Annotated in this window: 20 protein-coding genes and 2 pseudogenes; 12 read left to right on the forward strand and 10 right to left on the reverse strand. The window is 40.2% G+C overall.

All coding sequences use genetic code 11. From position 1 onward, the window contains the following. Window positions 1-157: 157 nt before the first annotated feature. From VCASEI_RS05575 to VCASEI_RS05585, 3 genes and pseudogenes are all read right to left on the reverse strand, one after another. Window positions 158-1210, reverse strand: a complete 1053-nt coding sequence (locus VCASEI_RS05575) for an IS91 family transposase (protein ID WP_110957782.1) — start codon at window positions 1208-1210, stop codon at window positions 158-160. Continuing rightward, window positions 1207-2022: pseudogene (locus tag VCASEI_RS05580) on the reverse strand (site-specific integrase); the annotation flags it as partial. The pseudogene VCASEI_RS05580 and the gene VCASEI_RS05575, both read right to left, overlap by 4 nt. A gap of 36 nt (window positions 2023-2058) precedes the next feature. After that, window positions 2059-3602, reverse strand: a protein-coding gene (locus tag VCASEI_RS05585) for an IS3 family transposase (RefSeq protein ID WP_110957763.1) whose coding sequence is annotated in 2 segments (ribosomal slippage) — window positions 2059-3137 and window positions 3137-3602 — 1545 coding nt in all. Because the reading frame shifts where the segments join, the coding sequence is not laid out codon by codon here. 360 nt (window positions 3603-3962) lie between these two features. Between VCASEI_RS05585 and VCASEI_RS05595 the strand changes: the two genes are divergently transcribed. After that, on the forward strand, window positions 3963-5576 hold the full coding sequence (locus VCASEI_RS05595) for a tetratricopeptide repeat protein (protein ID WP_197709577.1): 1614 nt from the start codon (window positions 3963-3965) through the stop codon (window positions 5574-5576). Between the two features lie 363 nt (window positions 5577-5939). Here the strand turns inward: VCASEI_RS05595 and VCASEI_RS05600 are convergent. Both VCASEI_RS05600 and VCASEI_RS05605 read right to left on the reverse strand, forming a co-directional pair. Beyond that, window positions 5940-7089 (reverse strand): annotated as a pseudogene (locus VCASEI_RS05600) (IS110 family RNA-guided transposase). Window positions 7090-7218: 129 nt separating this feature from the next. Continuing rightward, a protein-coding gene (locus tag VCASEI_RS05605) for an IS3 family transposase (protein WP_110957783.1) occupies window positions 7219-8369 on the reverse strand; the annotation gives its coding sequence in 2 pieces (ribosomal slippage) (window positions 7219-8126 and window positions 8126-8369; 1152 coding nt in all). 111 nt (window positions 8370-8480) lie between these two features. Here VCASEI_RS05605 and VCASEI_RS05610 point away from each other — a divergent pair. The 4 genes from VCASEI_RS05610 (at window position 8481) to VCASEI_RS05625 (ending at window position 11815) form a co-directional block, all read left to right on the forward strand. Next, window positions 8481-9119 carry a LysE family translocator gene (locus tag VCASEI_RS05610; RefSeq protein ID WP_086959778.1) on the forward strand — a complete coding sequence of 213 codons (639 nt, stop codon included), beginning with the start codon at window positions 8481-8483 and terminating at the stop codon, window positions 9117-9119. Between the two features lie 107 nt (window positions 9120-9226). After that, complete coding sequence (locus VCASEI_RS05615; RefSeq protein WP_170924560.1) at window positions 9227-9742, forward strand: ClbS/DfsB family four-helix bundle protein; 516 nt, start codon at window positions 9227-9229, stop codon at window positions 9740-9742. Between the two features lie 161 nt (window positions 9743-9903). Further along, complete coding sequence (locus VCASEI_RS05620; protein WP_110957784.1) at window positions 9904-10224, forward strand: GFA family protein; 321 nt, start codon at window positions 9904-9906, stop codon at window positions 10222-10224. A 47-nt stretch (window positions 10225-10271) separates the two neighbouring features. Beyond that, a protein-coding gene (locus VCASEI_RS05625; RefSeq protein WP_110957763.1) for an IS3 family transposase occupies window positions 10272-11815 on the forward strand; the annotation gives its coding sequence in 2 pieces (ribosomal slippage) (window positions 10272-10737 and window positions 10737-11815; 1545 coding nt in all). Window positions 11816-12462: 647 nt separating this feature from the next. On the opposite strand, the gene VCASEI_RS05630 is transcribed toward VCASEI_RS05625, so the two are convergent. Beyond that, complete coding sequence (locus tag VCASEI_RS05630) at window positions 12463-13347, reverse strand: NmrA family NAD(P)-binding protein (protein ID WP_162621027.1); 885 nt, start codon at window positions 13345-13347, stop codon at window positions 12463-12465. A gap of 101 nt (window positions 13348-13448) precedes the next feature. Here VCASEI_RS05630 and VCASEI_RS05635 point away from each other — a divergent pair, with 101 nt between their 5' ends. The 7 genes from VCASEI_RS05635 to VCASEI_RS05665 all read left to right on the forward strand — a co-directional run bounded on the left by VCASEI_RS05635 (window position 13449) and on the right by VCASEI_RS05665 (window position 17201). Next, entirely contained in the window at window positions 13449-14357 is a 909-nt protein-coding gene (locus VCASEI_RS05635; protein WP_086959774.1) for a LysR family transcriptional regulator, read from the forward strand. Window positions 14358-14458: 101 nt separating this feature from the next. Beyond that, window positions 14459-14770, forward strand: a complete 312-nt coding sequence (locus VCASEI_RS05640) for a cupin domain-containing protein (RefSeq protein WP_089110990.1) — start codon at window positions 14459-14461, stop codon at window positions 14768-14770. A gap of 126 nt (window positions 14771-14896) precedes the next feature. Beyond that, window positions 14897-15250, forward strand: a complete 354-nt coding sequence (locus tag VCASEI_RS05645) for a MerR family transcriptional regulator (RefSeq protein WP_086959772.1) — start codon at window positions 14897-14899, stop codon at window positions 15248-15250. Between the two features lie 61 nt (window positions 15251-15311). Further along, window positions 15312-15884: an NAD(P)H-dependent oxidoreductase gene (locus VCASEI_RS05650; RefSeq protein WP_086959771.1), complete on the forward strand. Its 573-nt coding sequence runs from the start codon at window positions 15312-15314 to the stop codon at window positions 15882-15884. Between the two features lie 129 nt (window positions 15885-16013). After that, entirely contained in the window at window positions 16014-16325 is a 312-nt protein-coding gene (locus tag VCASEI_RS05655; protein ID WP_086959770.1) for a DUF4144 family protein, read from the forward strand. Window positions 16326-16390: 65 nt separating this feature from the next. Then, window positions 16391-16606 (forward strand): TIGR02450 family Trp-rich protein, encoded by a 216-nt coding sequence (locus tag VCASEI_RS05660; protein WP_086959769.1) that lies wholly within the window; start codon window positions 16391-16393, stop codon window positions 16604-16606. Window positions 16607-16730: 124 nt separating this feature from the next. Next, the gene (locus tag VCASEI_RS05665) at window positions 16731-17201 is read left to right on the forward strand and encodes a GNAT family N-acetyltransferase (protein WP_226983388.1); all 471 of its coding nucleotides are present in this window, start codon (window positions 16731-16733) and stop codon (window positions 17199-17201) included. Between the two features lie 39 nt (window positions 17202-17240). Here the strand turns inward: VCASEI_RS05665 and VCASEI_RS05670 are convergent, their stop codons facing one another. The 4 genes from VCASEI_RS05670 to VCASEI_RS05685 form a co-directional block, all read right to left on the reverse strand. Beyond that, window positions 17241-18803, reverse strand: a complete 1563-nt coding sequence (locus VCASEI_RS05670; RefSeq protein ID WP_086959768.1) for a SpoVR family protein — start codon at window positions 18801-18803, stop codon at window positions 17241-17243. A 48-nt stretch (window positions 18804-18851) separates the two neighbouring features. Beyond that, window positions 18852-20123, reverse strand: coding sequence for a YeaH/YhbH family protein (locus VCASEI_RS05675; RefSeq protein WP_086959767.1), 1272 nt, complete (start codon window positions 20121-20123; stop codon window positions 18852-18854). 133 nt (window positions 20124-20256) lie between these two features. After that, window positions 20257-22191: a PrkA family serine protein kinase gene (locus tag VCASEI_RS05680; protein WP_086959766.1), complete on the reverse strand. Its 1935-nt coding sequence runs from the start codon at window positions 22189-22191 to the stop codon at window positions 20257-20259. 238 nt (window positions 22192-22429) lie between these two features. Beyond that, the gene (locus tag VCASEI_RS05685; protein ID WP_086959765.1) at window positions 22430-22930 is read right to left on the reverse strand and encodes a YfbU family protein; all 501 of its coding nucleotides are present in this window, start codon (window positions 22928-22930) and stop codon (window positions 22430-22432) included. Between the last annotated feature and the right edge of the window lie 15 nt (window positions 22931-22945).

The raw sequence follows: 22945 nt of genomic DNA on the forward strand, positions 1-22945 counted from the left end.
CGGTAGGCAATAGATTCTGTTTTCCTTCAGACATGCTTAACCCTGATAAAATTAAAGTGTAATATTATCAATCGGTTAATTCCTTATTTATTGTCTTTCTTTGATTATCTCTCCTTTGTTTAGTGGTCGCCATTATCCTTATATTTTAGCCTTTCGGCTACCTCGTTCGACTGATCCCAACGCATGACATTTCATGCTGACAGCAAGGGCAAAGCCGAAAGGCTTTGCTCCGTACAACATTGGATTCAGCTAACGATGGGGCTAAATTAGGAATGAATAACAGCTGGATTTTCCGCCGTAATGTTCTGGCATTACCTCGTAAAAAACCATAATCCCTCACGCGTTGTAACCCTTTTGGAAGGACATGCTGCAATATCAACCATAAAAACTTGAGCACGGGTAAGGTTCTTTGCTTCCAACGTTGATCTTGCCCATTTTGATATCTAAATGTCACGTTTGAATCGGTAATTCTTATGATGTCTTTATCGGCTAAAACACCACGATACAAATAACGTGAAAGGTATTTTAAGGCGGGTAATCCATATCCAATATGCCGACAATCAACCACCCAGTGTGGTGGTATCTTGGTTGGTAATCTTAGATTTGGGTGTTGAGCAATCGCCTCGATTAACCGAGCTCGCCATACTTTAGCAAGCGCAAATTCATTAAAAAGATAGCGACAATTACCCTTGTGCCATTGATGTTTTTTCTGATCATAAGTGCCCGAAGGCACGATGATATGTAAATGAGGATGAAGATCGCGCTGGCGATTGTGAGTATGCAATACCGCAGTAAAACCGATGTCTCTTTTGTGTTGTCGCTTGGCAAAGTCTTTTAAAACAGATGCTGCTATTTTAAACATCATTGGATATAAAATATCACTGTGGTATTGAGCAATGACGCGTAATTGGTAAGGCAAGGTAAAGGTTGCCATAAAATAATGCACAGGCAGTAACTTACTTCTTTGTCGCGCTAACCAATCGGATGTGGTGGTGTGTTGACATTGAGGGCAATGCCGATGTCCACAGGACATCGGTACACGGTCGTCATGCTGGCAGCGTTGGCAAAACCACTGTGAACACCCTTGTTGAACCGTTCGGCAACGAAGCATAGCGTATATCGCACGTTTGGATTCATGCGATAATTGATTCTGATAGGCCGCTAAAAAGTCATCATGATGTTGTTTTAAAATATCAATAAGTATGCTCACTTTGACCTCCAATCAATCTCTAGCTTAGAAGACAAAAGATTGAGGGCCACAATGGTATCTTTCTGCTTTAGTGGGGTAAGTTGAGTGTATCTTGCCGTTGTATTTAAACTGGCATGCCCGAGTAAATGTTGAAGTGAACGAAGATCAAGTCCTTGCTCAAGTAGATGAGTAGCAAAGCAATGGCGTAATGAGTGAGGGCTAATATGCTTATGTATTCGGCAATCTCTTAATACTTGTTTGAGGGCTTTTTGTATTCCACCGCGATCCATTGGACTATTGCGACCATTTCCCAAACCGGGAAAGAGCAAAGTGGGATGACGGTGTGTTTTCCAATAGTTTCGTAATGCATTAAGTAGCGGTGTTGATAGGGGGATCAGGCGGTCTTTACCGCCTTTACCATCCCGAATATGTACTTGCATTCCAGCGCTATCAATATCATGCACCGTTAAGCCAAGGCCTTCACCTAACCGTAAACCCATACTGTATAGAGTGAAAAAGAAGACTTGATAGCGATATTGATGCGTGTTGTTCAATAATAGGTTGATTTGAGAAGGTGTAAGCATATCGGGTAACCGTTTTACTTGTGGTGGCTTAACAATGTTTAACCATTCCCATTGTTTTTCTATCGTATAACGATAGAAAAACTGCAAACCATTTCGATCCAGTTTAACAGTGCTCCATGAGTGGGATTTGATTAATGCTTCGAAGTACTGTTTTAGATCTTGCGTGGTTAAGGTATCGGGCGGGCAATCAAAATAGGCGGATATACGACGTAGCGCACGAGAATACGCATCAATGGTGGCAGGTCGCTTCCGGTGTTTGTCAAACTAGTTGTCGCGATCACTACGTTATGCACTCTCAGCCTTGACACTATTTTGTTCAGGGTTTAAGTACACTTCTTTTGGTAAATCCCAATTACGGATATTACCGCTCCAGCGCTCAGGGTGAGCATCTTTAGCACCTTGATAAACTTCTTTTCTATTAGCCAATATGTCACCCGCTAATCCTGAATGCCTTTGATGTGGGCTGACGTATTTGATGCCACTATGTTTGTGGTTAAAATTATACCAGTGGCTAAATTTCAACACCCAACTACGCGCCTCATCAATTGTTGAAAACCCTTTATACGGATAGTCAGGGCGATATTTACACGTTTTAAATATCGACTCAGCATAAGCATTATCATTGCTCACCCTAGGACGATTAAAAGACGACACGACACCTAAACTATAAAGTGTTTCAAGCATTGATGAGCCTTTCATTGGGCTTCCATTATCCGAATGCAGTACCAGAGGATTATCTTTAACTCCTTCTTTTAAATGAGCTTTCTTAATTAATATTGATGCATTTTCTGCTGATTCGTCATCATGAATTTCCCATCCAACAATCTTTCGACTAAATATATCGAGTATCAAATATAAATAAAAATGCAGCCCTTTAGCGGGGCCTGGTAACCAAGTAATATCCCAACACCACACTTGGTTTGGCCCTGTAGCACAGTGTGTCGTCGGTACTTTTCTCTCTTTTATCTGACTACGTCCGCGAGCGTTTTGCTGTTTTTCTTCATGAAGAACACGATAATATGTTGATTCAGAAGCAAGATAAATACCCTCATCTGCTAATGTAGGGACGATTTGGCTTGGTGGTAAGCTCTTAAAATCATCGCTATTAACGATGGCTAATATGTTATCTCTCTCTGCTTTTGATAGCTTATTTTTTGGCTCAGGGCGCTGAGATATTGGTCTACCATCTGTTTTTATGTTCCCGTCAACAGTCCAACGTTGATACGTCCGGACACTGATCCCAAGTTCACGGCAAGCTTTAAACTTTGGCGCACCAGAACTCACAGCTTCATTAACTAGTTTAACTGCTTGAATGCGAGCTGAGTCGAGGATCATTCGTCCTCGGCTTCCCCCCAGATCGCATTTGCTTTTTTTCTTAACACCAATAGTGCTGCGGTTTCAGCGAGTGCCTTATCTTTTCGACGTAGCTCCTTTTCTAATTGATTGATCTGTTTTTTATCTTTCTTTGTTTCGGTGGAGAAGGCTTTTTCTTGCTCTTTAACGTTAGCGTTTGCATCTATACACGCATTTCGCCAAGCCGATACTTGTTCCACATAAAGACCTTTGCCTCGGCAATATTCCGCTAACTCAGCTTGATTTAAAGAGGCTGTTTCCAACACGACTGAGAATTTATTTGCTGATGACCACTGCTCAGCATTCTTTCCATCACCTGGCACTAAATGCCCCTTATCAATTGCTTGTTTTCGCCAATTATACAAGGTTGATTCACCAATCCCCATCTCGATTGATAATTGGGCTATTGCTATATTATTTGGAGGCATCATCTTCTGAAGAGCCGACTCTTTGCTTTGCGCTGAATAATGTTTCATTGTTACTCCACGCCCTCTGTTTAATGGTTGAATATTAAGCGCGACAACTAGTCTGACAGAGAGGGCTTCCCTTGCAGTGTTAAATTGCTAAGATGTTGTTGATAAAGAGAATCAAAGTGAGCTTGTTGTTTGATGTTCATGATTTTACTCCTGCTAGGTATTACGATGTGGTAATACATTCAGGAATAAGTATGGTGTTTTAGCTGTTCTGCCGCGCAGCGGCTTCGTTCAACAAGGCAATTAAATCGGACGCATTACGGTTTGTCGTCTATTTTGCAAAAACAAAAAGCCGCAAAATCGCCGCCAAACCTAGCGCCGTTTATTGCTGGCGTTAGGCTTACAAGGTGATAAATATAATTCATGTCTAATACACCAAATACCGCACTAGAAATAACGCAGATAATAACTGGGTTTTTATCTGAAAATATGGTCAGCCTTTTGGTTTTAGTACAACTAATAATTTGCAGAGATGCTATCTCTAATTTTATTTCTAGGCTAACTTCTTTTTCTTTCAGGAATGGCGATTCTGAGATTGGGATGAACGCTGTCGCACCAATAAATGGAAACGACGATAAAGTGGTTAAGTTATCAAATGCTGATGAAAAGCCGACAGACCAAGATGAAGAGACAGAAAAAGAAGACAAGGCCAAGGAGAAAGGCTGGTTTTCAGAGATGCACACTGCATTTGAAAATGGGGATTTAGACGCTGCCGAAACGGTTTTTAAAAAGTATGCATTGGAAGAAAAAGATGAAGTTAAGTTGGAGGAGAATAAGGCGATTTATCTTTACTTTAAGTTTGAGAAAGGAAAGGACAACGAGGCAATTGTCGAGCTAGAAGAGTTGGCGCGTACAGCAAAGACCGAGGAATCAAAATTAAATAGCTTAAGATGGCTTTCATTCTGTTTAAGTGAAAGTATGCAATACAATAAGGAAGTCCAGGTTTGGGAAAAAGCAGTAGACGAATTGAAATCAGAGCCTTTGATTACAAAAGCTAAAGTAAATTTAGCACTTGCAATGAATAGAGATAATAATCCAGTTCAAGCACGAGGGCTATTAATAAGTCGTTTGTTAAAGGTTGAAGAGGAAAATCAAAAAGCAAATATTTATGAAGCTCTTTCTAAAATTGAAGAGTCTCTAGGTAACAAAACTATTTCTATCTATTGCAAAGATAAATCTTTGGAATTTGATCCCAATAATCGAGACGAGTTATTTAATTCTGCTTATGCAGCAAGCAATGAAGATATCGATGACATATCAATAAGTAACTACCTAAGATTAATTAGAATTGATGGTGAAAATTCTACAGCATTAAACAATCTGGGTGTTCGTGCTCAAGAAGCTGGCTTGAAAATTAAAGCTATTGATAACTATAAGAAAGCTGCCAGTTATGAAAATACTCTAGCAATGGCTAATCAAGGGTATTTGCTATTAGATGCAGGGTTTACCGAAGAGGCAGAAGAAATTGCCAAAAAGGCATTAGAGTCAGATGATACGCATAAAAATGTATATAGATTAATCACTGCCATTAATGAAAAGAAAGAAGAGCAGAGAGAAAAGTGGGAAAAATTGAGTGAAAAATCACTCAGCCGCCAGAAACTAATTCGTTCTTATACTGAGCAATATTATCTGGGTAATCCTAAAGAGCTTGAGGGCGAATGGTTTGTTAAGGGCGTAACTCAGACAAAAATTGCAGTAAGTAACCATAAGTTAGAGGCGTCTTGGGAAGAGCCTGCTTCAGCGCTTGGAGGAAGTAAGTATTCTGTTAAGTTGATTGGCAGCGTATCTGGCTCTTCATTCTCGGGCCAATATTCAAAAAAATTGATTGGAGATAGCCCAAATACCCTGCTTGGTTTGGCTGGAAACTCCAGCAATACATGCATAGGTTTTGTTTCTGATAGCGGAAATAAATTAACTTTGATAGCGTCAAAGGTTAATGATGATTTCTCATTGTTTCTATCAAGAAAAAATGCCTAACAAGGCGCTGCTGTCGGACAATTTTTCCGCTGCGCTCCAAAATTGCCGCAGAGCGCGGCGTTGGTATGACTCCCACTGTCAAGTAGAGCGCAAAAATTCTACCCATTTATTTTGGGCATTTTGTCTTTAAAAAGAGATAGTGTTAACGCATTGATCAAGCAAGCACTTTCGTCGGTTATCATGCTGGTATTCGTAGATTACTCACCCTAAAGTGAGCAGAGCTTACCGTACTTATTCCGTCGTGGCACCTGTCCGCAGTCTATGCTCGTGGTTCAATGGCCTTTAGGCTATTGCCATCCTAACGCCGTCGGAGTTTATGCCACACCCGATGCTTGATGCGTTGCGTTAACACTAATTCATAATTCATGCGGGTAACCTTGCAATACGTTGACGAGGATCGATCGGTTGGATCCCAACTTCTCGTGTGATTGCCCAAATGAAGGCCACCATTTCTCTTGCAATTGCCGTGACAACCACACTGCGATGCTTGCCTAAAAACATCAGCCGTTGATAACGTCGGCACAACCTTAGTTGTGCTTGCCAAGCAATGTCGATAATTTCTTTCGAAAGACCTTCTTGCCGAATTTGTAATTCCGATGAGATGTTGGCTTTATGTTTATAAGAGGTGCGCCCCCTCAATCAATAAACGCCTTGCGCGCGAGTTACCACACTTAGTGATACTGCCTTGACGCCGCTTTTGTCCACTTGAGTTTTCAGAAGGGACTAATCCAAGGTACGACATCAGTTTTCTTGGATGGTCAAATCGTCGCAAATCCCCAAGTTCGGCAATCGTTCCTAAGGCCACCAGTAAGCGAATGCCTCGCATGGCTTGAATTGCTTTGACTACAGGATAATAACGCCAATTTTTAACTTGGTGGATAAGCTCATTATCCAGTCGTTGTAGGCGCTGCATTCGTTCAGAGATGATTTGAATCATCTCTTGCAGCACAATTTGTTGGCTATGATGGGGAAGGACAAGTTCGGTGAGCCAACGTAAATGCTTTTTAGACCAATTATCTTTCACGACAGTATTGATGTTGTTGCGAAGAAAGAAGCCTTTAAGTTGAAGCTTGGCATCTTTTAAATCTTTCATTGCGGTTTCACGAGCTCGCGATAAATCGCGAATAGCTTCATCTTCGGCTTCAGGCACATAAATTGTGCTGAGCTCATCGGCTCTAAATAATCTTGCCAACTTTGCCGCATCCCGTTTATCGGTTTTCACTCTATCGCCAGGCTTTTTAGGAATAAGCGAAGGAGCCACAATATAGCAGTGGTAACCAAGGCTGGTTAAAAGGCGATAAATCCAATATCCACATGGCTCTGCTTCATAAATGAAGTGAATAGTGGCTTTAGGGAATTGAGATTGAATTTTTTGAGCCAGTTTAATCAGCGCGGATTTTGAAGTATCAATACGGCCATAAGAAATCGGCGTTTCACCCCGATTATCTTTTAAAAGTGCGACTTGAGTGAAGGATTTATGGGTATCTAACCCAATAAAGAGTAGTATCGTTATTCATGCTAGCCTCCTAATTTAGTTCTTTAGCAAACTAATTATGGCTCTGGCTTCGCTAACCCACGAAACTGGAGGCTAGCACCTTCGTGGGAGTCATTATGATCTGCTCCAGCCAGACTGGACACTTCATTAAGCGACATTTTGCTGTTCAAAGTTAACAGGGCTTAGATACCCAAGAGCACTGTGCCTTCTTGTCCGATTATAATCAACCTCTATGTACTCGAAGATCGTTTGACGCATCTGGTCTCTCGTCATAATCGGCTCATATTGGATCGCTTCAACTTTCATCGAATGGAAGAAGCTCTCAACACAAGCATTGTCCCAGCAGTTTCCTTTCCTACTCATACTTTGCTTTAGATTATAAACAGTTATGAGGTCTCGATAATCTTTTGAGCAGTACTGACTACCTCGATCACTATGAACGATAACCTGCTCAGGAAATTCGCGACGGAACAAAGCCATTGATAGAGCATCACAGACCAGCGTAGCCGTCATTCTGGTATCCATAGACCATCCGATTACTTGTCTTGAGTAAAGGTCAATAATTACTGCCAAGTACAACCAGCCTTCGCTTGTCGCAACATAGGTGATGTCTCCCGCCCATTTTTCATTCGGAGCCGCTGCGTTAAAGTTCTGAGCCAGCAAGTTTGGAGCAACTGGCATTTGATGCTTGCTGTCTGTCGTGCACTTAAATTTACGTGCCGCTTTCGGCGTTAAATCTTGACGCTTCATACTGGCCGCAATGGTTTTCACATTGTGGTTATCACCGCTCTCAGACAGTTCTTTTTGGATTCGCCTTGAGCCATCTCGGCCTTTGCTGTTATCAAAAGCTTCTTTGACCTTTGTATCAAGCTCTTGGCGAACTGCCTCGCGTTGGCTAGCCTTATGGCGATGTTTAACCCAGTAATAAAACCCACTTCGGGATACCCCGAATACCTTAGCCATACGTACAATATTGAAGTACATCAGGTGTTCGAGCATAAATTCGTAGCAATTTACTTTAGATTTTTCGCGAAGTAGGTGGCGGCCTTTTTTACAATTTCTAGCTCTTCTGCTTGCTCAGCCAACTGCCTTTTGAGCTTGGCAACCTCTGCGGCTAGCTCTTGTTCTCGCTGACTAGTATTGGTGTCTTTCTTCGAGTTCTTCCGCCACCCGTAGATTTGAGATTCATGTAAAGAAAGCTGCCTTGCAGCCGCAGCTACTCCCACTCTCTCTGCTAGTTTTAGGGCTTCTGCTTTAAATTCAGGGGAATGTTTAATTCTAGTTTTCTTAGTTGTCATTGTTCACCTCGTTAGTGATTGTACTCACTTAACTCAGTGTCCAAAACAGCTGGAGCGGATCATTATGTCTAACTGCCCGTTTAGTATTCACACTTTTTTCGGAGATTTTAAATGGATTTAAACAACATTCTTACGTTTATTGCTGTGGCGACACTGCTCGTGATTTCTCCTGGCCCGAATGGTTTTCTCATCGCTAAAACAGTTCCGTTGTCTGGACATCGCGCTGGTTTAGCGAATGTTGCGGGGTTTGTGGCTGCTTTCTATGTCCATGGTACGTTGTCTATATTTGGTATATCCATTCTCTTGGTGCAATCTGCAAGCGCTTTTTTTGTTTTTAAAATGCTAGGCGCTGCTTATTTAATGTGGCTGGGATTAAAATCGCTCAGAAACGCTGTAAGTCAAAGTGCAACTACAAATAACTCAGAAGCAGTATTGCTACAAAAGCCAGTATCTATAAAAGAGGCTTTCTTTGAAGGCTTTTTAACTAATATTCTTAACCCTAAAGTATCAATCTTCTATCTCGCGGCTTTTCCGCAATTTATGCCAGTAGATGGTAGTGCTTTCAGAGCATACTCTCTTGTTACTGCTCATTCGATAGTTAATGTCGTTTGGTTTACGGCTATGGTCTTCACTCTAACCAAGATAAAAAATGCAACGAACCATCCTAAATTTAAAGCTTGGTTAAACTCAGTTACGGGTGTTGTATTTATTGGGTTTGGCGCTAAATTGGCCTTGGCGAAAAGCAGTTAATAAACTAAGTCAACGGGGCAATTACATGCAGGCTCCCGTCACTTCGTTCCGTATTTTAGCCTGCATGTACTTGCCCCTGCTTGGGGGGGATGTGAATGGAATTTAAAGTGTCTTCAATCCCAAAAAATAAAGATGAGTTAATTGATGCAATTAGCTCTACTTCATCCAAACTATTCGTCGATTATCAATCTATTCCATCTGAGTTATCGCGGGATTTGGAAATTGAAGGTAACGTTAAAAACACGAAAGTCAGTGTTTGCGATACTCTTTCATATCTAATTGGTTGGGGTAAGCTTGTTCTTAAATGGTATCAGCTAAAATTGAGAGGGAAGCCTGTAGATTTCCCTGAAACAGGTTATAAATGGAATCAATTAGGGGAGTTAGCTCAAAGCTTTCAATTTTCTTATAGAGATTGGAATTTTGTTGATTTACAGTTTGAACTTAAAGCAACAACTAAAGAAATTTTAGATCTAATTAATACGCTGGATAATTATGATTTATATGAAACTCCATGGTATGAACAATGGACGTTGGGGCGAATGATCCAATTTAATACATCGTCACCAATGAAAAATATCAGAAAAAAAGTAAGGCGTTTTAAGAAGGTTCATGGGATCAATTAAGAAAATTAACATAGAAAATCCATCAACATAGCAAAGCATCAAAATGATTTACAATGTTTGGCATTCTTAGGTTTTGTCAGTTTAAGTGTTAACTCATAAAGCTGGAGATTAGTACCTTCTTGAGCGTTATTAAATCTATGTGTGATTGAAAAGGAGTTTTTGTGAGTAATCAACATTTTGGCTCATGTCTTTGCGGTAACGTAAAATTCGAGCTTTCAGGAAACTTTCAATCATTCTTCTTATGCCATTGCACTCGCTGTCAAAAAGACTCGGGTTCATCATATGCGGCTAATTTGTTTGCAAAAGGTGGTTTGTTAACTTGGTTGCAGGGCGAAACAAGTGTAATAACCTATCAGCACCCTAATTCATTACATACAAAAAGTTTTTGTCAAAATTGTGGATCAGCTCTTCCCACATTAGCTGACAGTATAAATTGTGTGCTTGTACCTGCGGGATGTTTGGATCCCTCTCTGTCAGACTAGTTGTCGCGCTTAATATTCAACCATTAAACAGAGGGCGTGGAGTAACAATGAAACATTATTCAGCGCAAAGCAAAGAGTCGGCTCTTCAGAAGATGATGCCTCCAAATAATATAGCAATAGCCCAATTATCAATCGAGATGGGGATTGGTGAATCAACCTTGTATAATTGGCGAAAACAAGCAATTGATAAGGGGCATTTAGTGCCAGGTGATGGAAAGAATGCTGAGCAGTGGTCATCAGCAAATAAATTCTCAGTCGTGTTGGAAACAGCCTCTTTAAATCAAGCTGAGTTAGCGGAATATTGTCGAGGCAAAGGTCTTTATGTGGAACAAGTATCGGCTTGGCGAAATGCGTGTATAGATGCAAACGCTAACGTTAAAGAGCAAGAAAAAGCCTTCTCCACCGAAACAAAGAAAGATAAAAAACAGATCAATCAATTAGAAAAGGAGCTACGTCGAAAAGATAAGGCACTCGCTGAAACCGCAGCACTATTGGTGTTAAGAAAAAAAGCAAATGCGATCTGGGGGGAAGCCGAGGACGAATGATCCTCGACTCAGCTCGCATTCAAGCAGTTAAACTAGTTAATGAAGCTGTGAGTTCTGGTGCGCCAAAGTTTAAAGCTTGCCGTGAACTTGGGATCAGTGTCCGGACGTATCAACGTTGGACTGTTGACGGGAACATAAAAACAGATGGTAGACCAATATCTCAGCGCCCTGAGCCAAAAAATAAGCTATCAAAAGCAGAGAGAGATAACATATTAGCCATCGTTAATAGCGATGATTTTAAGAGCTTACCACCAAGCCAAATCGTCCCTACATTAGCAGATGAGGGTATTTATCTTGCTTCTGAATCAACATATTATCGTGTTCTTCATGAAGAAAAACAGCAAAACGCTCGCGGACGTAGTCAGATAAAAGAGAGAAAAGTACCGACGACACACTGTGCTACAGGGCCAAACCAAGTGTGGTGTTGGGATATTACTTGGTTACCAGGCCCCGCTAAAGGGCTGCATTTTTATTTATATTTGATACTCGATATATTTAGTCGAAAGATTGTTGGATGGGAAATTCATGATGACGAATCAGCAGAAAATGCATCAATATTAATTAAGAAAGCTCATTTAAAAGAAGGAGTTAAAGATAATCCTCTGGTACTGCATTCGGATAATGGAAGCCCAATGAAAGGCTCATCAATGCTTGAAACACTTTATAGTTTAGGTGTCGTGTCGTCTTTTAATCGTCCTAGGGTGAGCAATGATAATGCTTATGCTGAGTCGATATTTAAAACGTGTAAATATCGCCCTGACTATCCGTATAAAGGGTTTTCAACAATTGATGAGGCGCGTAGTTGGGTGTTGAAATTTAGCCACTGGTATAATTTTAACCACAAACATAGTGGCATCAAATACGTCAGCCCACATCAAAGGCATTCAGGATTAGCGGGTGACATATTGGCTAATAGAAAAGAAGTTTATCAAGGTGCTAAAGATGCTCACCCTGAGCGCTGGAGCGGTAATATCCGTAATTGGGATTTACCAAAAGAAGTGTACTTAAACCCTGAACAAAATAGTGTCAAGGCTGAGAGTGCATAACGTAGTGATCGCGACAACTAGTTTGACAAACACCGGGATAGCGCTGTACCTATTTTTCCAACAGCGAACATCTTTGTCGCTCATAGAGCTCGTTGGTGTGAAAATGTAAGTTGCGTACCTAACTTTGATAAATTGCCAAAGTGAACGGATAGTAAAGCGTATAACAAGTTGTATGCACGGAGCGAGATGCAATAGATAATCAAGTAACGTTATCTGTTCATGATATTGAACTGGCCGTTAAGTTCTACAAGAAACTTGTGTTAAATCAAGTTGTGCTGGGCTGGAGAAAATCGTCTTAATCTTCCATGGAAACTTGAATAAATTTTTTAACAATTCATACATTCTATACTGTGTAATGGAAGTAAGTCCGCTTAATTCAGGTGTCAGGCTCAATACTTTATATAGAGTCAATGGTAACTTTTGTTCAATATTCGACTCGTATGATTGTGATTATTTTTCCTTTTGTATTTGAAGCTGCAGTTTTGTTTATCATCCTCAATTACATAGGCTAACTAAGCTAATAGGGATTCATTCGTTTGTCACCTCACTGCAACTCCAATTACTTTGGGTGTAACTTTAAATCATGCTTACGACTAAATGACTTATTGTTTAACTTGGCATTTTGTACAATATACAGATGAAGTCGATTATAGATTCATTGATTTGATAACAGTATCAAGTGTTATGCTTCCTTGGCGGCGCTCAATATTTGAGTTTTTGTTAAAAGCGACATGTTCAGAATTGAGCCCTTGGGTCATTTGAATAAAACCTGTAATGGCTGGTGATGAAAAACCTAAGCCTGACATCGATTTAAACCAATGGGATTCTGGAATTAATATTGGTTGTATCGCTTTTCCATACGAATGTGTTAAATATTCGCCTACGTCATTGGGGGAGTAGGGAGCCGGTCCTTCTAATTCGATGATTCTTATTCCATCCCAAGTTTCACATAAAGCTTCGGCTGCTAAACGACCAATATCTTCTGTCGCGATCATGGGAAATTTTTTATTTAGTGGGTTAAGAAAGCTTGGTAATTCACCTTGAGTTGTTGCTAGTTTAGCTAGTGGTGCCCAGTTTTCCATAAAATAAGCTGCACGTAAGAAAGTGACAGGTAACCCTGTTTGGATCAAATGTTGTTCCAAGCTATGATTCATTCCAATCCAACCAGTACCACTTAGTTGTTCAGCACCGATTGAAGATAAAACAACCAACTTGGGTATTTGGGCCTTTTTTGCCGCATTGGCAATAGATAGAGCGATAGTGTCAGCTTGCTCAAAAAGGTTATCAAGCGAATATTGAGGGGGGCTAACGATATAAGCTCCGTCAGCATCAGAGAGTGCATTAAATATTGCTTCAGTGTCGTTGAAATCTGCAATAGAAATTTCGGCTCCACGGTCAGACCAAGCATTTCCTTTTTCTTCATCGCGAACTACGACTCGTACTCGCTCACCTGCATTCAATAATGTATTGGCAGCAGAAGCGCCTGTGCGTCCACTCACACCTGTAACTACATACAATTTCTTATTGTCCATCATCATTCCTTTTTGTTAAGTTCAGAAACCTTATAGTTTCGTTGTGAATAATCATATACACTCTTTTTACATATAAAAAATGCATGAAGGTTATATTGGTTATGTCAAAAATGGATGTTGATAGTGTTGATCTTAATCTTTTGAAATTGTTTGATGCCTTATTGAAAGAAGGCAGTGTGACACATGCAGGCCAAAGCTTGGGGCTGAGTCAACCTGCCGCTAGCCGTGGCCTAGCGCGTCTTCGTCGGTTATTAAATGATCCGTTATTAGTACGAACAACAAAAGGTTGGGAGCTCACACCACGAGCTATTGCTTTGTCTGGGCCGGTAACCAAGTTACTTGATGATGCCAGAGCAATTGTTGCCCCATCTGTATTTAATCCAAGCTCAGCTTCTGGGCAATTTACTATTGCAACCGGTGATCATTTGGCATTAATGCTCATGCCAGAGTTAATCTCTAAGCTTGCAACGTTAGCTCCTGGGGTCGATTTAGTGATTCCTACATCTTCAGGAGATAATGTCGACTTGATTGCGGAAGGAAGCGCTGACTTAGCGATTGGTGTTTTTCAGAAGCTGCCGGCACGGTTTTATCAAAGATCACTTTATGATGAAGATTTTGTGTGTGTAGTTCGTCATAATCATCCAGTTATATCTGAAAAATTAACGCTCAAAAAATTTGTTTCGTTATCGCATCTTTCCGTGATTATTACTGGTAAAGGGAATAACCCAGTAGATGATGCTTTAGCTAAATATGGCCTCACTCGTAGAGTTGCTATGCAGATTCCTCACTTTTTGCTTGCTCCTATGATTGTGTCTGAAAGTGATTTGATTTTATCCATACCACGTAAATTAGCAGTGAAAATGAGCTTGTCAGTCCCTATACAAATACTTGAACTTCCACTAGAAATAGCGAATTTTACACCATCTATGATTTGGCATGAGAGGCAGCACAATGATCCTTCCCATATGTGGTTACGTAAGTTGATTATGGAAATAAGCTCTAATTTATAGTAATTGTTGCTATCTCGATTTTAAAGTGATGAGAAATAAGATATAGGTTAGTCTCTTCGTAGACGTCATTATGTTTTGTACCTTGGAATAAGGTGTGCATTGTGGAAGTGATAAGAAGTAAGGAATTTAAAGCAAAGACAGCGTGGGGTGCTAAGAACATAGCGAATATGAATGGTATTACTACTCGTTTGCATTGGACCGATAAACCATATAAATGGCATGTTAATGATGGTGAAGAAGTTTTCGTCGTACTTGATGGCGTTGTTGAAATGCGATTTATGGAGGAAGAACAAGAAAAAGCCACCATTTTAAATGTGGGGGATATCTTTTATGCGTCTGTGGGGACTGAACATGTGGCACATCCGAATGGAGAGGCTCGAATATTAGTGATTGAGAAAGAAGGTAGTGTGTAAGTAGGTTTTGCCAATTCTCTTCCGTATATTTTTAGGTTTGTTTATCAAATGAATTGTTGAATGTAGAGTCGGACTTATCATAAATATCCTATATAGGACTGCAACACATTGACTATGGAGAGTACTGTGTTCATCGGTGAAGTATCAAAGAGAACCAAGTTATCAATTAAAGCAATAAGGTTATATGAGGAAAAAGGTCTCATTATTAAGCCAAAGAGACAAGGAACGTATCGAATTTATACAGAAGAGCATGTTGAAGTATTGAAATTGATTTCAGAAGCTAAAACACTTGGTGTGACACTTGCCGAACTTAAAGGTTTGATAAAGTATCAAAATGGAGCGGTAAATTGGCCGGAAATTAACATTTTTTTAATCGGTATAAAATGTAGACTGGTCGCAGACTTAAACGAGATCTCTGAAAAAATTGCTAAAATTGATACTTGCATGAAATCCATCGATTCTTGCCCTAAAACACCTTGACTCTCCACCTAAGGGGAGACGTTAAGCTATTCATTGTTTATCCAGTATCGTGAGGAAAATAATGAAAAATATTTTACTGTTAAATGGCAACCCAAAGAGAAACAGCTTTTCTAGCCACCTAAGTTCAGCGTATGAAATGGAAGCAAAAAAGGTCGGGAGTATTCGCCGCTTTAATTTATCTGATATGATCTTTGATCCTAATTTAGAATCTGGTTACGATGATATTCAAGCATTGGAACCATGTTTATCCGATTTTAGTCAGGTTCTTATTTGGGCGGATCACATTGTGATTGTTTGCCCTATTTGGTGGGGCGGCTTACCTGCAAAGTTAAAAGGGCTACTGGATAGAACTTTCCTTCCTGGAACGATGTTTAAATTTGAAGGAGAAAGCATTCATCCTATTCAACTATTAACGGGTAAAACATCAAGAATCATTCTAACTATGGACTCGCCAGTTGAATTATCGGAAGAGCAATCTAAACCAGTTTTGGAGCAATTAAGTCGATACACGCTTGAATTTTGTGGCGTGAAGAAAGCCGAAGTGAGTTTGTTGGGTTCGGTTATTTTATCCGACGAAAATCAGAGAGACTGTTGGCTTTCAACCGTCGCGGATCTTGGTTCTAGTTGCCAGTAAATAATTTGAGGGTATGCCCAACGCTTGGCGTTTCGTTCAAGTTTGGGCTTTATTGTTAATGTCGGGATAATAAATACAGTAAAATACTGTTGCCTTGCGATTGTGGGAAATGTATAGCGGAGAAATACGATGATTAACTGGCCTTGTATGCTGAAGTTAGAAGGTGATGATGAACTTATCTATTTAAATTCAGAAAAAGAGTTGAATGGTGAGTGTGAAGGTTTAATTTGGGATCAAGAAGACCGTGTGATTGATTCTAAAGGATTTGTTTATTCTATGATGACTAAAAATTCTGTGATTAGATTACAGCATGATCAAATTCAGATTTCTGTGGAAGATGCCTCTAAATTGATTCAATCGCATGAGTTTTGTCGCGCCGAGGTCTGTTTAACAAAAATTCAGTTTGATTCAGTCTTTGAGGCTGTTAAGTCTTTGGAATAATCCCGACATTATTATTGAGTGTCGTATAGCCAGAATCTAAATAGACAGGGTATTACGGGGTGGGTATGAACCAAGTTAATCCTAAAAAATTACACAAGAGTAAGTGGACATCCGTAAAGCCAATGAATAGGGAAAAGCATTTCTTGGTGTCAGACGTCGAATTTGAAGAAGATGGGACGGTGATTTTGTGTAAATTGGAAGCTGTTCTGTCAAAAACAGAATATTCAATCGATTGGAAAGAATTGAAAAGCTCGGAAAAGTGGATTCAAGGTTGGAAATAACGCCAATGATCGAGAAACAACTCAATGATTTAATCCTTTAGTTGGTGATTTAGTTTAGATATCGATGGGTATCTTCATAAGAAATGTGTGGCTTAAATTTATTATTTTAGCGTGGAGTGATGATTTGAATATTCGTTTGATAGCTCAAGATGACCTCCCTAAGGCCGCGATAATTCATGCATCGGCATTTGTACGGCAAAGTGACTCACTAGAATGGTTAGAGTGTAGTTTTAAGGCATTTCCTCGTTATATGGTGTTCGTTGCCGAAACGGAAAGCGACATAGTCGGATATATTATATGGTCTCAAAAAAGTGGATTTCGTCCAGAAGTCGTTTTAGAGCTTGAGCAACTCGCTGTCTCTCCAGAGAGTCAAAAAAAAGGTATAGGTAGGGCGCTTATTATGGAATCTTTACCACTAGTAAAACGCCAGCTTGCTTTAAAAAACGCAGTATTAAAAACTATTTTAGTGACGACCCGAACAGATAATTATGCCCAAGAGCTTTACAAAAGTACTATTGGGGCTGAAGTCGAAACGGTGATATCGAATCTTTATTCAGCCGATGAAGTCTTAATGATCGCTCGCAATCTAAGCTAGGTTCTTTGTAGCCATATTCAACACACCGTATCCACTCGATTAAGTAATACCATTATGGCCTTGCGCCGTCTTTGGCGGGCAGGTTGCTAAGATCTCTCTATGCCCAGACTCCTTCAATTCTTCAAGAATGACATCAAACCCCCAAAGTCGATGTAAGTGTTTCAGCACTTCTGGATAGTTACCATTCAGTGGGATTCTATCTTGTGGAATGTGTTGTAAGGTTAAAGAACGATCGCCACGTACATTGACATTCCATACTTGGAGATTGGGCTCTAGATTACTGAGGTTGTATTGTGACGCGAGCTTTTCTCGAATAGCTTGATAGCCATTTTCATCGTGAATAGCACTGATTTTGATATGATTTTTTCTGTCGTCGTCTAATACGGCAAAGAGCTTAAAATCTCGAATGACCTTTGGCGATAGATATTGGCTAATAAAGCTTTCATCTTTAAAATTGTGCATCGCAAAATGCAGGGTGTCTAACCAATCCTCTCCGGCCATTTCAGGAAACCATTCTTTATCTTCCGCGGTTGGGTTTTCACAAATTCGTCGAATATCCTGAAACATAGCAAAACCCAGTGCGTAAGGGTTAATACCATTATAATAAGGGCTATTGTAATTGGGCTGGGCAATTACGTTGGTGTGGCTATGAAGAAATTCTAAGATGAATTTATCTTCCACAATGCCTTCATCGTATAAGTGGTTCAATATGGTGTAATGCCAGAAAGTCGCCCAGCCTTCATTCATTACTTGGGTTTGTTTTTGTGGGTAGAAATATTGGCTGACTTTACGCACTATGCGCACAATTTCACGCTGCCAAGGTTCTAACAATGGAGCATGTTTCTCGATGAAATACAGCAAGTTTTCTTGAGGTTCGCTTGGGAAGCGCGGCGCATCTTTATGCTCATCCACTTTTGATTTAGGAACGGTTCGCCACAGTTCATTCACTTGTGATTGCAAGTAAGCTTCACGAGATTCTTGGCGTGCTTTTTCCTCTAATATAGATATTTTTTCAGGGCGTTTGTAGCGATCGACCCCATAGTTCATTAATGCATGACAAGAGTCGAGCGTTTGTTCTACGTGGTCAATGCCATATTTTTCTTCACACTCAGTAATGTACGTTCTTGCGAATAATAAATAATCGATAATTGAGCTGGCATCCGTCCAAGATTGAAATAAGTAATTACCTTTAAAAAAGGAATTATGACCATAACAAGCATGTGCCATGACAAGGGCTTGCATGGTGATGGTGTTTTCTTCCATTAAATATGAAATACATGGGTCAGAATTAATGACGATTTCATAGGCAAGCCCCATGTGTCCGTGTTTGTAGTTTTGCTCTGTTTGAATGAACCTTTTACCATATGACCAATGGTGATAATTAATTGGCATTCCGACACTGGAATAGGCATCCATCATTTGCTCTGCAGTGATGACTTCGATTTGGTTAGGGTAGGTATCCAAACGATAATGCTGCGCCACTCGTTTTATTTCGGTGTGGTATAGCTCTAATGAATCGAATGTCCAATCTGGGCCTGCTGGTAAAGGGAAGCCAGGATGTGAATGGTTATGGAATGGATGTGCTCTCGTTTTTGTAACCATAATACTGCCCCTTTGCTTATAACGTTTCTGGTTCATTGCCTATTCGATTTATTGCGTTTGCTTTTGAAAGAGCTCTCGGAAAATAGGAAATATGTCATCAACACTTTGAATGTTCTTCATAGCAAAATTATCAAATTCTTTGCCGAGTTTTTCATATTCAGTCCACAAGGTTTGGTGGGCGCGCTTGGTGATTTCGATATACGAATAGTAACGACAATAAGGGAGCAGTTGCTTAACCAATATTTCATGGCATTTTGGAGAGTCATCTGCCCAGTTATCACCATCCGATGCTTGTGCAGCGTAAATATTCCATTCGTTGGTGGGAAAGCGATCTTTGATTATTTCGCTCATCATTTTTAGGGCGCTAGAAACGATAGTACCGCCGGTTTCTTGGGAGTAAAAAAACTCATGCTCATCAACTTCTTTTGCTTGGGTGTGGTGACGTATAAAGACCACTTCGACGTTGTCGTAAGTTCGGGTGAGAAATAAGTACAGCAATACGTAAAAGCGTTTTGCGATTTCTTTTGTCGCTTGGTCCATTGAGCCTGAAACATCCATTAAGCAAAACATAACGGCTTGGCTAGAAGGAATAGGGCGCCGTTCGTAGTTTTTAAAACGAAGATCAAAGGTATCAATAAAAGGCACGCTGGCAATTTTTTGTCTTAATTCTTCAATTTCGTTTTTAATACGCTTTTCTTCGAGTGGTTGGGCGGGTTCTGTTATGTGGACTTCATCGAAAAGGCTCTCTAATTCTTTTAACTGGCGTCGTTTGGAAGCCGTCATGGCGGTTCTGCGTGCGAGTGATTGTTGTAGAGAGCGGACAATCGCAATATTTGAAGGGATCCCAGCGGTTTTATAGCCAGAGCGGTGCGACTTCCATTCGGTTATCTTATTGACCTGATTTTTTTGTAAGTTAGGTAGCTCCAAATCTTCAAATAATATATCAAGATATTCATCTTTTGATATTTGAAAAATGAAATCGTCTTGGCCTTCACCATCATTGCTGGCATCGCCTTGCCCCGATCCACCACTACCACCGCCTGCTGGTGGGCGATCAATTTGGTCGCCAGTAATGAATTGGTCGTTACCTGGATGAACGCGTTCTTTTGTGCCGCCTTTGCCTTGATGAAAAGCGGGCTCACCAATATCTTGGTTTGGAATAGATACATCCTCACCACTTTCGGTATTGGTAATAGAACGTTTTTTTACCGCTTCAGCGACAGATTTTTTGATCTGTTCTTTATTGCGGCGTATAAAACGTTGTCTGTTGACGGTACTTTTCTTTTTCCCGTTTAAACGTCTATCAATAAATTGTGCCATAGCTCCCCCAAAAGACTCATTGGCGTAATCGTTCTTCTTGCTTTTAGCTGCTAAGTATCAATAACCGCAACTACAATAACCGCAACTAAAAGCATGAACGTTAGCCTTGATGTACAGCGTCGCGAGTGGCAAGTTATGATGATTTACGTACGCGTAAGTACCATTCTGCCAACAAGCGAACTTGTTTTTTGGTGTAGCCTTTCTCCATCATACGAGCAACAAAGTTGTCGTGTTTTTTCTGATCATCGGTAGAGGTTTTTGCATTAAATGAAATTACAGGTAAAAGCTCTTCGGTATTCGAGAACATTTTTTTCTCTATAACGGTGCGAAGTTTTTCATAGCTGGTCCAGACTGGATTATGGCCTTTGTTGTTCGCTCTTGCGCGTAATACAAAGTTAACGATTTCGTTTCGGAAATCTTTTGGATTACTGATACCAGCAGTTTTCTCAATTTTCTCCAACTCGTCATTTAAAGCTGATCGGTCAAATAGTTGACCGGTTTCTGGGTCTCGATATTCTTGATCTTGGATCCAAAAATCAGCGTAAGTTACGTAGCGATCAAAAATGTTTTGACCATACTCGGAATACGATTCAAGGTAAGCCGTTTGAATTTCTTTACCGATAAATTCGACATATTTAGGCACTAAGTAGCCTTTTAAATATTCAAGATATTTATCGGCGGTTTCTTGTGGGAATTGTTCTCGTTCGACTTGTTGTTCAATCACATAAAAGAGATGAACAGGGTTAGCCGCGACTTCTGTTTGGTCAAAGTTAAAGACGCGAGACAGAATCTTAAAAGCAAAACGAGTGGAAAGCCCGGACATGCCTTCGTCTACACCAGCATAGTCACGGTATTCTTGATAGCTTTTAGCTTTTGGATCGGTGTCTTTTAAGGTTTCGCCATCATAAACGCGCATTTTAGAAAACAATGATGAATTTTCTGGCTCTTTTAGGCGAGATAAAATACTAAATTGAGCCAATATATCTAACGTGCTAGGTGAGCATGGCGCTTGAGTTAATTCACTGTTCGACAGTAGTTTTTGGTAGATTTTAATTTCTTCTGATGCGCGTAAGCAGTAAGGGACTTTCACGATATAGACACGGTCTAAGAAAGCTTCATTATTTTTATTATGACGGAAGGTTTGCCATTCGGATTCGTTGGAGTGTGCCAAAATCATACCTTCAAAGGGTAAGGCCGAAAGCCCTTCTGTGCCGTTGTAATTACCTTCTTGAGTTGCAGTTAATAATGGGTGTAAGACTTTAATCGGCGCTTTGAACATCTCGACAAATTCCATGACGCCTTGGTTCGCTTTACATAGTGCACCAGAATAGCTGTAGGCATCTGGATCATCTTGTGAAAAATGTTCAAGTTTCCGAATATCAACTTTCCCTACTAAAGATGAAATATCTTGGTTGTTTTCATCGCCTGGTTCTGTTTTGGCGATGGCAACTTGATCTAAGATAGAAGGGCGAACTTTAACTACTTTAAATTTGGTAATGTCACCGCCAAATTCGTGTAGACGTTTCGCAGCCCAAGGTGACATGATAGAGCGTAGATAACGTGGATCTATGCCATATTCACTCTTTAACAGTTCGCCATCTTCATCGACGTTAAATAGGCTAAATGGATGGTCATTTACAGGGCTTCGTACCCCGTTAGCAGAAAGTACATAAATGGGCATTTGCTGCATTAAAGCTTTTATTTTTTCAGCGAGCGAGGATTTACCACCACCAACAGGGCCAAGTAAGTAGAGTATCTGTTTGCGCTCTTCTAAACCTTGCGCTGCATGTTTTAAGTAAGACACAATTTGCTCAATCGCTTCTTCCATTCCGTAGAAATGTTCAAACGTTTTATAACGTGAAATGACACGGTTGGAAAAAATCCGGCTAAGCCGAGGTTCTTTTGAGGTATCAATGATTTCTGGCTCACCAATGGCTAACAAGAGACGCTCAGCAGCATTAGCATAGGCGCTTTTGTCTTGTTGGCATAAGGCAAGGAAATCTTGAAGAGACAGTTCTTCTTCTTTCGAAGCTTCATAACGTGATTGATAGTGGTCGAAAATACTCATAGCGAATCCCCTTGAATATGTCGAATGGTGTGAATGACAAATTCCGTACACCCATATCAATAAGACTAGACTTGTTTTTTTATTCTGCTTAACAATTATGCACTTATTTATGTCAGCATTTGCGGTTCATCACGAAGAAAAATTTGTTATATGAAGAAGATAAAAGGGGTAATACTAGATAGAAACCAGTAATAAATTAAAATGGCACCACAGTGGACGCCATTTAGAAAAGGGAGGACTATGCGTTTAATATTTGCATCAATTCTGTGGATGATAAATGGTATTGGCGTGGGCAGTTACGCCATGTGCTTAACATCCGACGGTATTTATCTTGCATCGGCATTTGAGCGTTGAAGTGATGATCCTCTTTATGAAATTGAGGATACATACCTTCTGAATCGATAAGAAAACGCACATAGTTTACAGCTTGGTGCTCTGTGGCGATATCAAAGCCTAGAAATTGTAGGCGTCGCTGATCGACATTGACCTTATCTGAACCCGATAACATGTTATTGGATTCTTGCATCGCATGGTACATTTCCATGTAATCGATAATTTCACGGCATTCTTTTTCTTCCATACGACCAAAGTTTTTATCTAATTCACGCATTTGAAGGCCGTATCCACGCTCAACAATGATTTGAAGACGTTTATATTTATCAGCGTTTTCCGGCTCTAGTTGGGCCATTAAGTTGTATTGGTTTGACAGGATCAAACGTTGTGCGTTTGTCATTTCCATGGTGAACCTCAATAT

The organism is Vibrio casei (assembly GCF_002218025.2).
GTDB lineage: Bacteria > Pseudomonadota > Gammaproteobacteria > Enterobacterales > Vibrionaceae > Vibrio > Vibrio casei.

Coding starts and splice junctions, on each gene's coding strand:
- VCASEI_RS05610 (WP_086959778.1), top strand. CDS start 8,481: ATGGATTTAAACAACATTCTTACGTTTATTGCTGTGGCGACACTGCTC.
- VCASEI_RS05675 (WP_086959767.1), bottom strand. CDS start 20,123: ATGGCACAATTTATTGATAGACGTTTAAACGGGAAAAAGAAAAGTACC.
- VCASEI_RS05670 (WP_086959768.1), bottom strand. CDS start 18,803: ATGGTTACAAAAACGAGAGCACATCCATTCCATAACCATTCACATCCT.
- VCASEI_RS05635 (WP_086959774.1), top strand. CDS start 13,449: ATGTCAAAAATGGATGTTGATAGTGTTGATCTTAATCTTTTGAAATTG.
- VCASEI_RS05630 (WP_162621027.1), bottom strand. CDS start 13,347: ATGGACAATAAGAAATTGTATGTAGTTACAGGTGTGAGTGGACGCACA.
- VCASEI_RS05685 (WP_086959765.1), bottom strand. CDS start 22,930: ATGGAAATGACAAACGCACAACGTTTGATCCTGTCAAACCAATACAAC.
- VCASEI_RS05680 (WP_086959766.1), bottom strand. CDS start 22,191: ATGAGTATTTTCGACCACTATCAATCACGTTATGAAGCTTCGAAAGAA.
- VCASEI_RS05660 (WP_086959769.1), top strand. CDS start 16,391: ATGAACCAAGTTAATCCTAAAAAATTACACAAGAGTAAGTGGACATCC.
- VCASEI_RS05650 (WP_086959771.1), top strand. CDS start 15,312: ATGAAAAATATTTTACTGTTAAATGGCAACCCAAAGAGAAACAGCTTT.
- VCASEI_RS05595 (WP_197709577.1), top strand. CDS start 3,963: ATGTCTAATACACCAAATACCGCACTAGAAATAACGCAGATAATAACT.
- VCASEI_RS05655 (WP_086959770.1), top strand. CDS start 16,014: ATGATTAACTGGCCTTGTATGCTGAAGTTAGAAGGTGATGATGAACTT.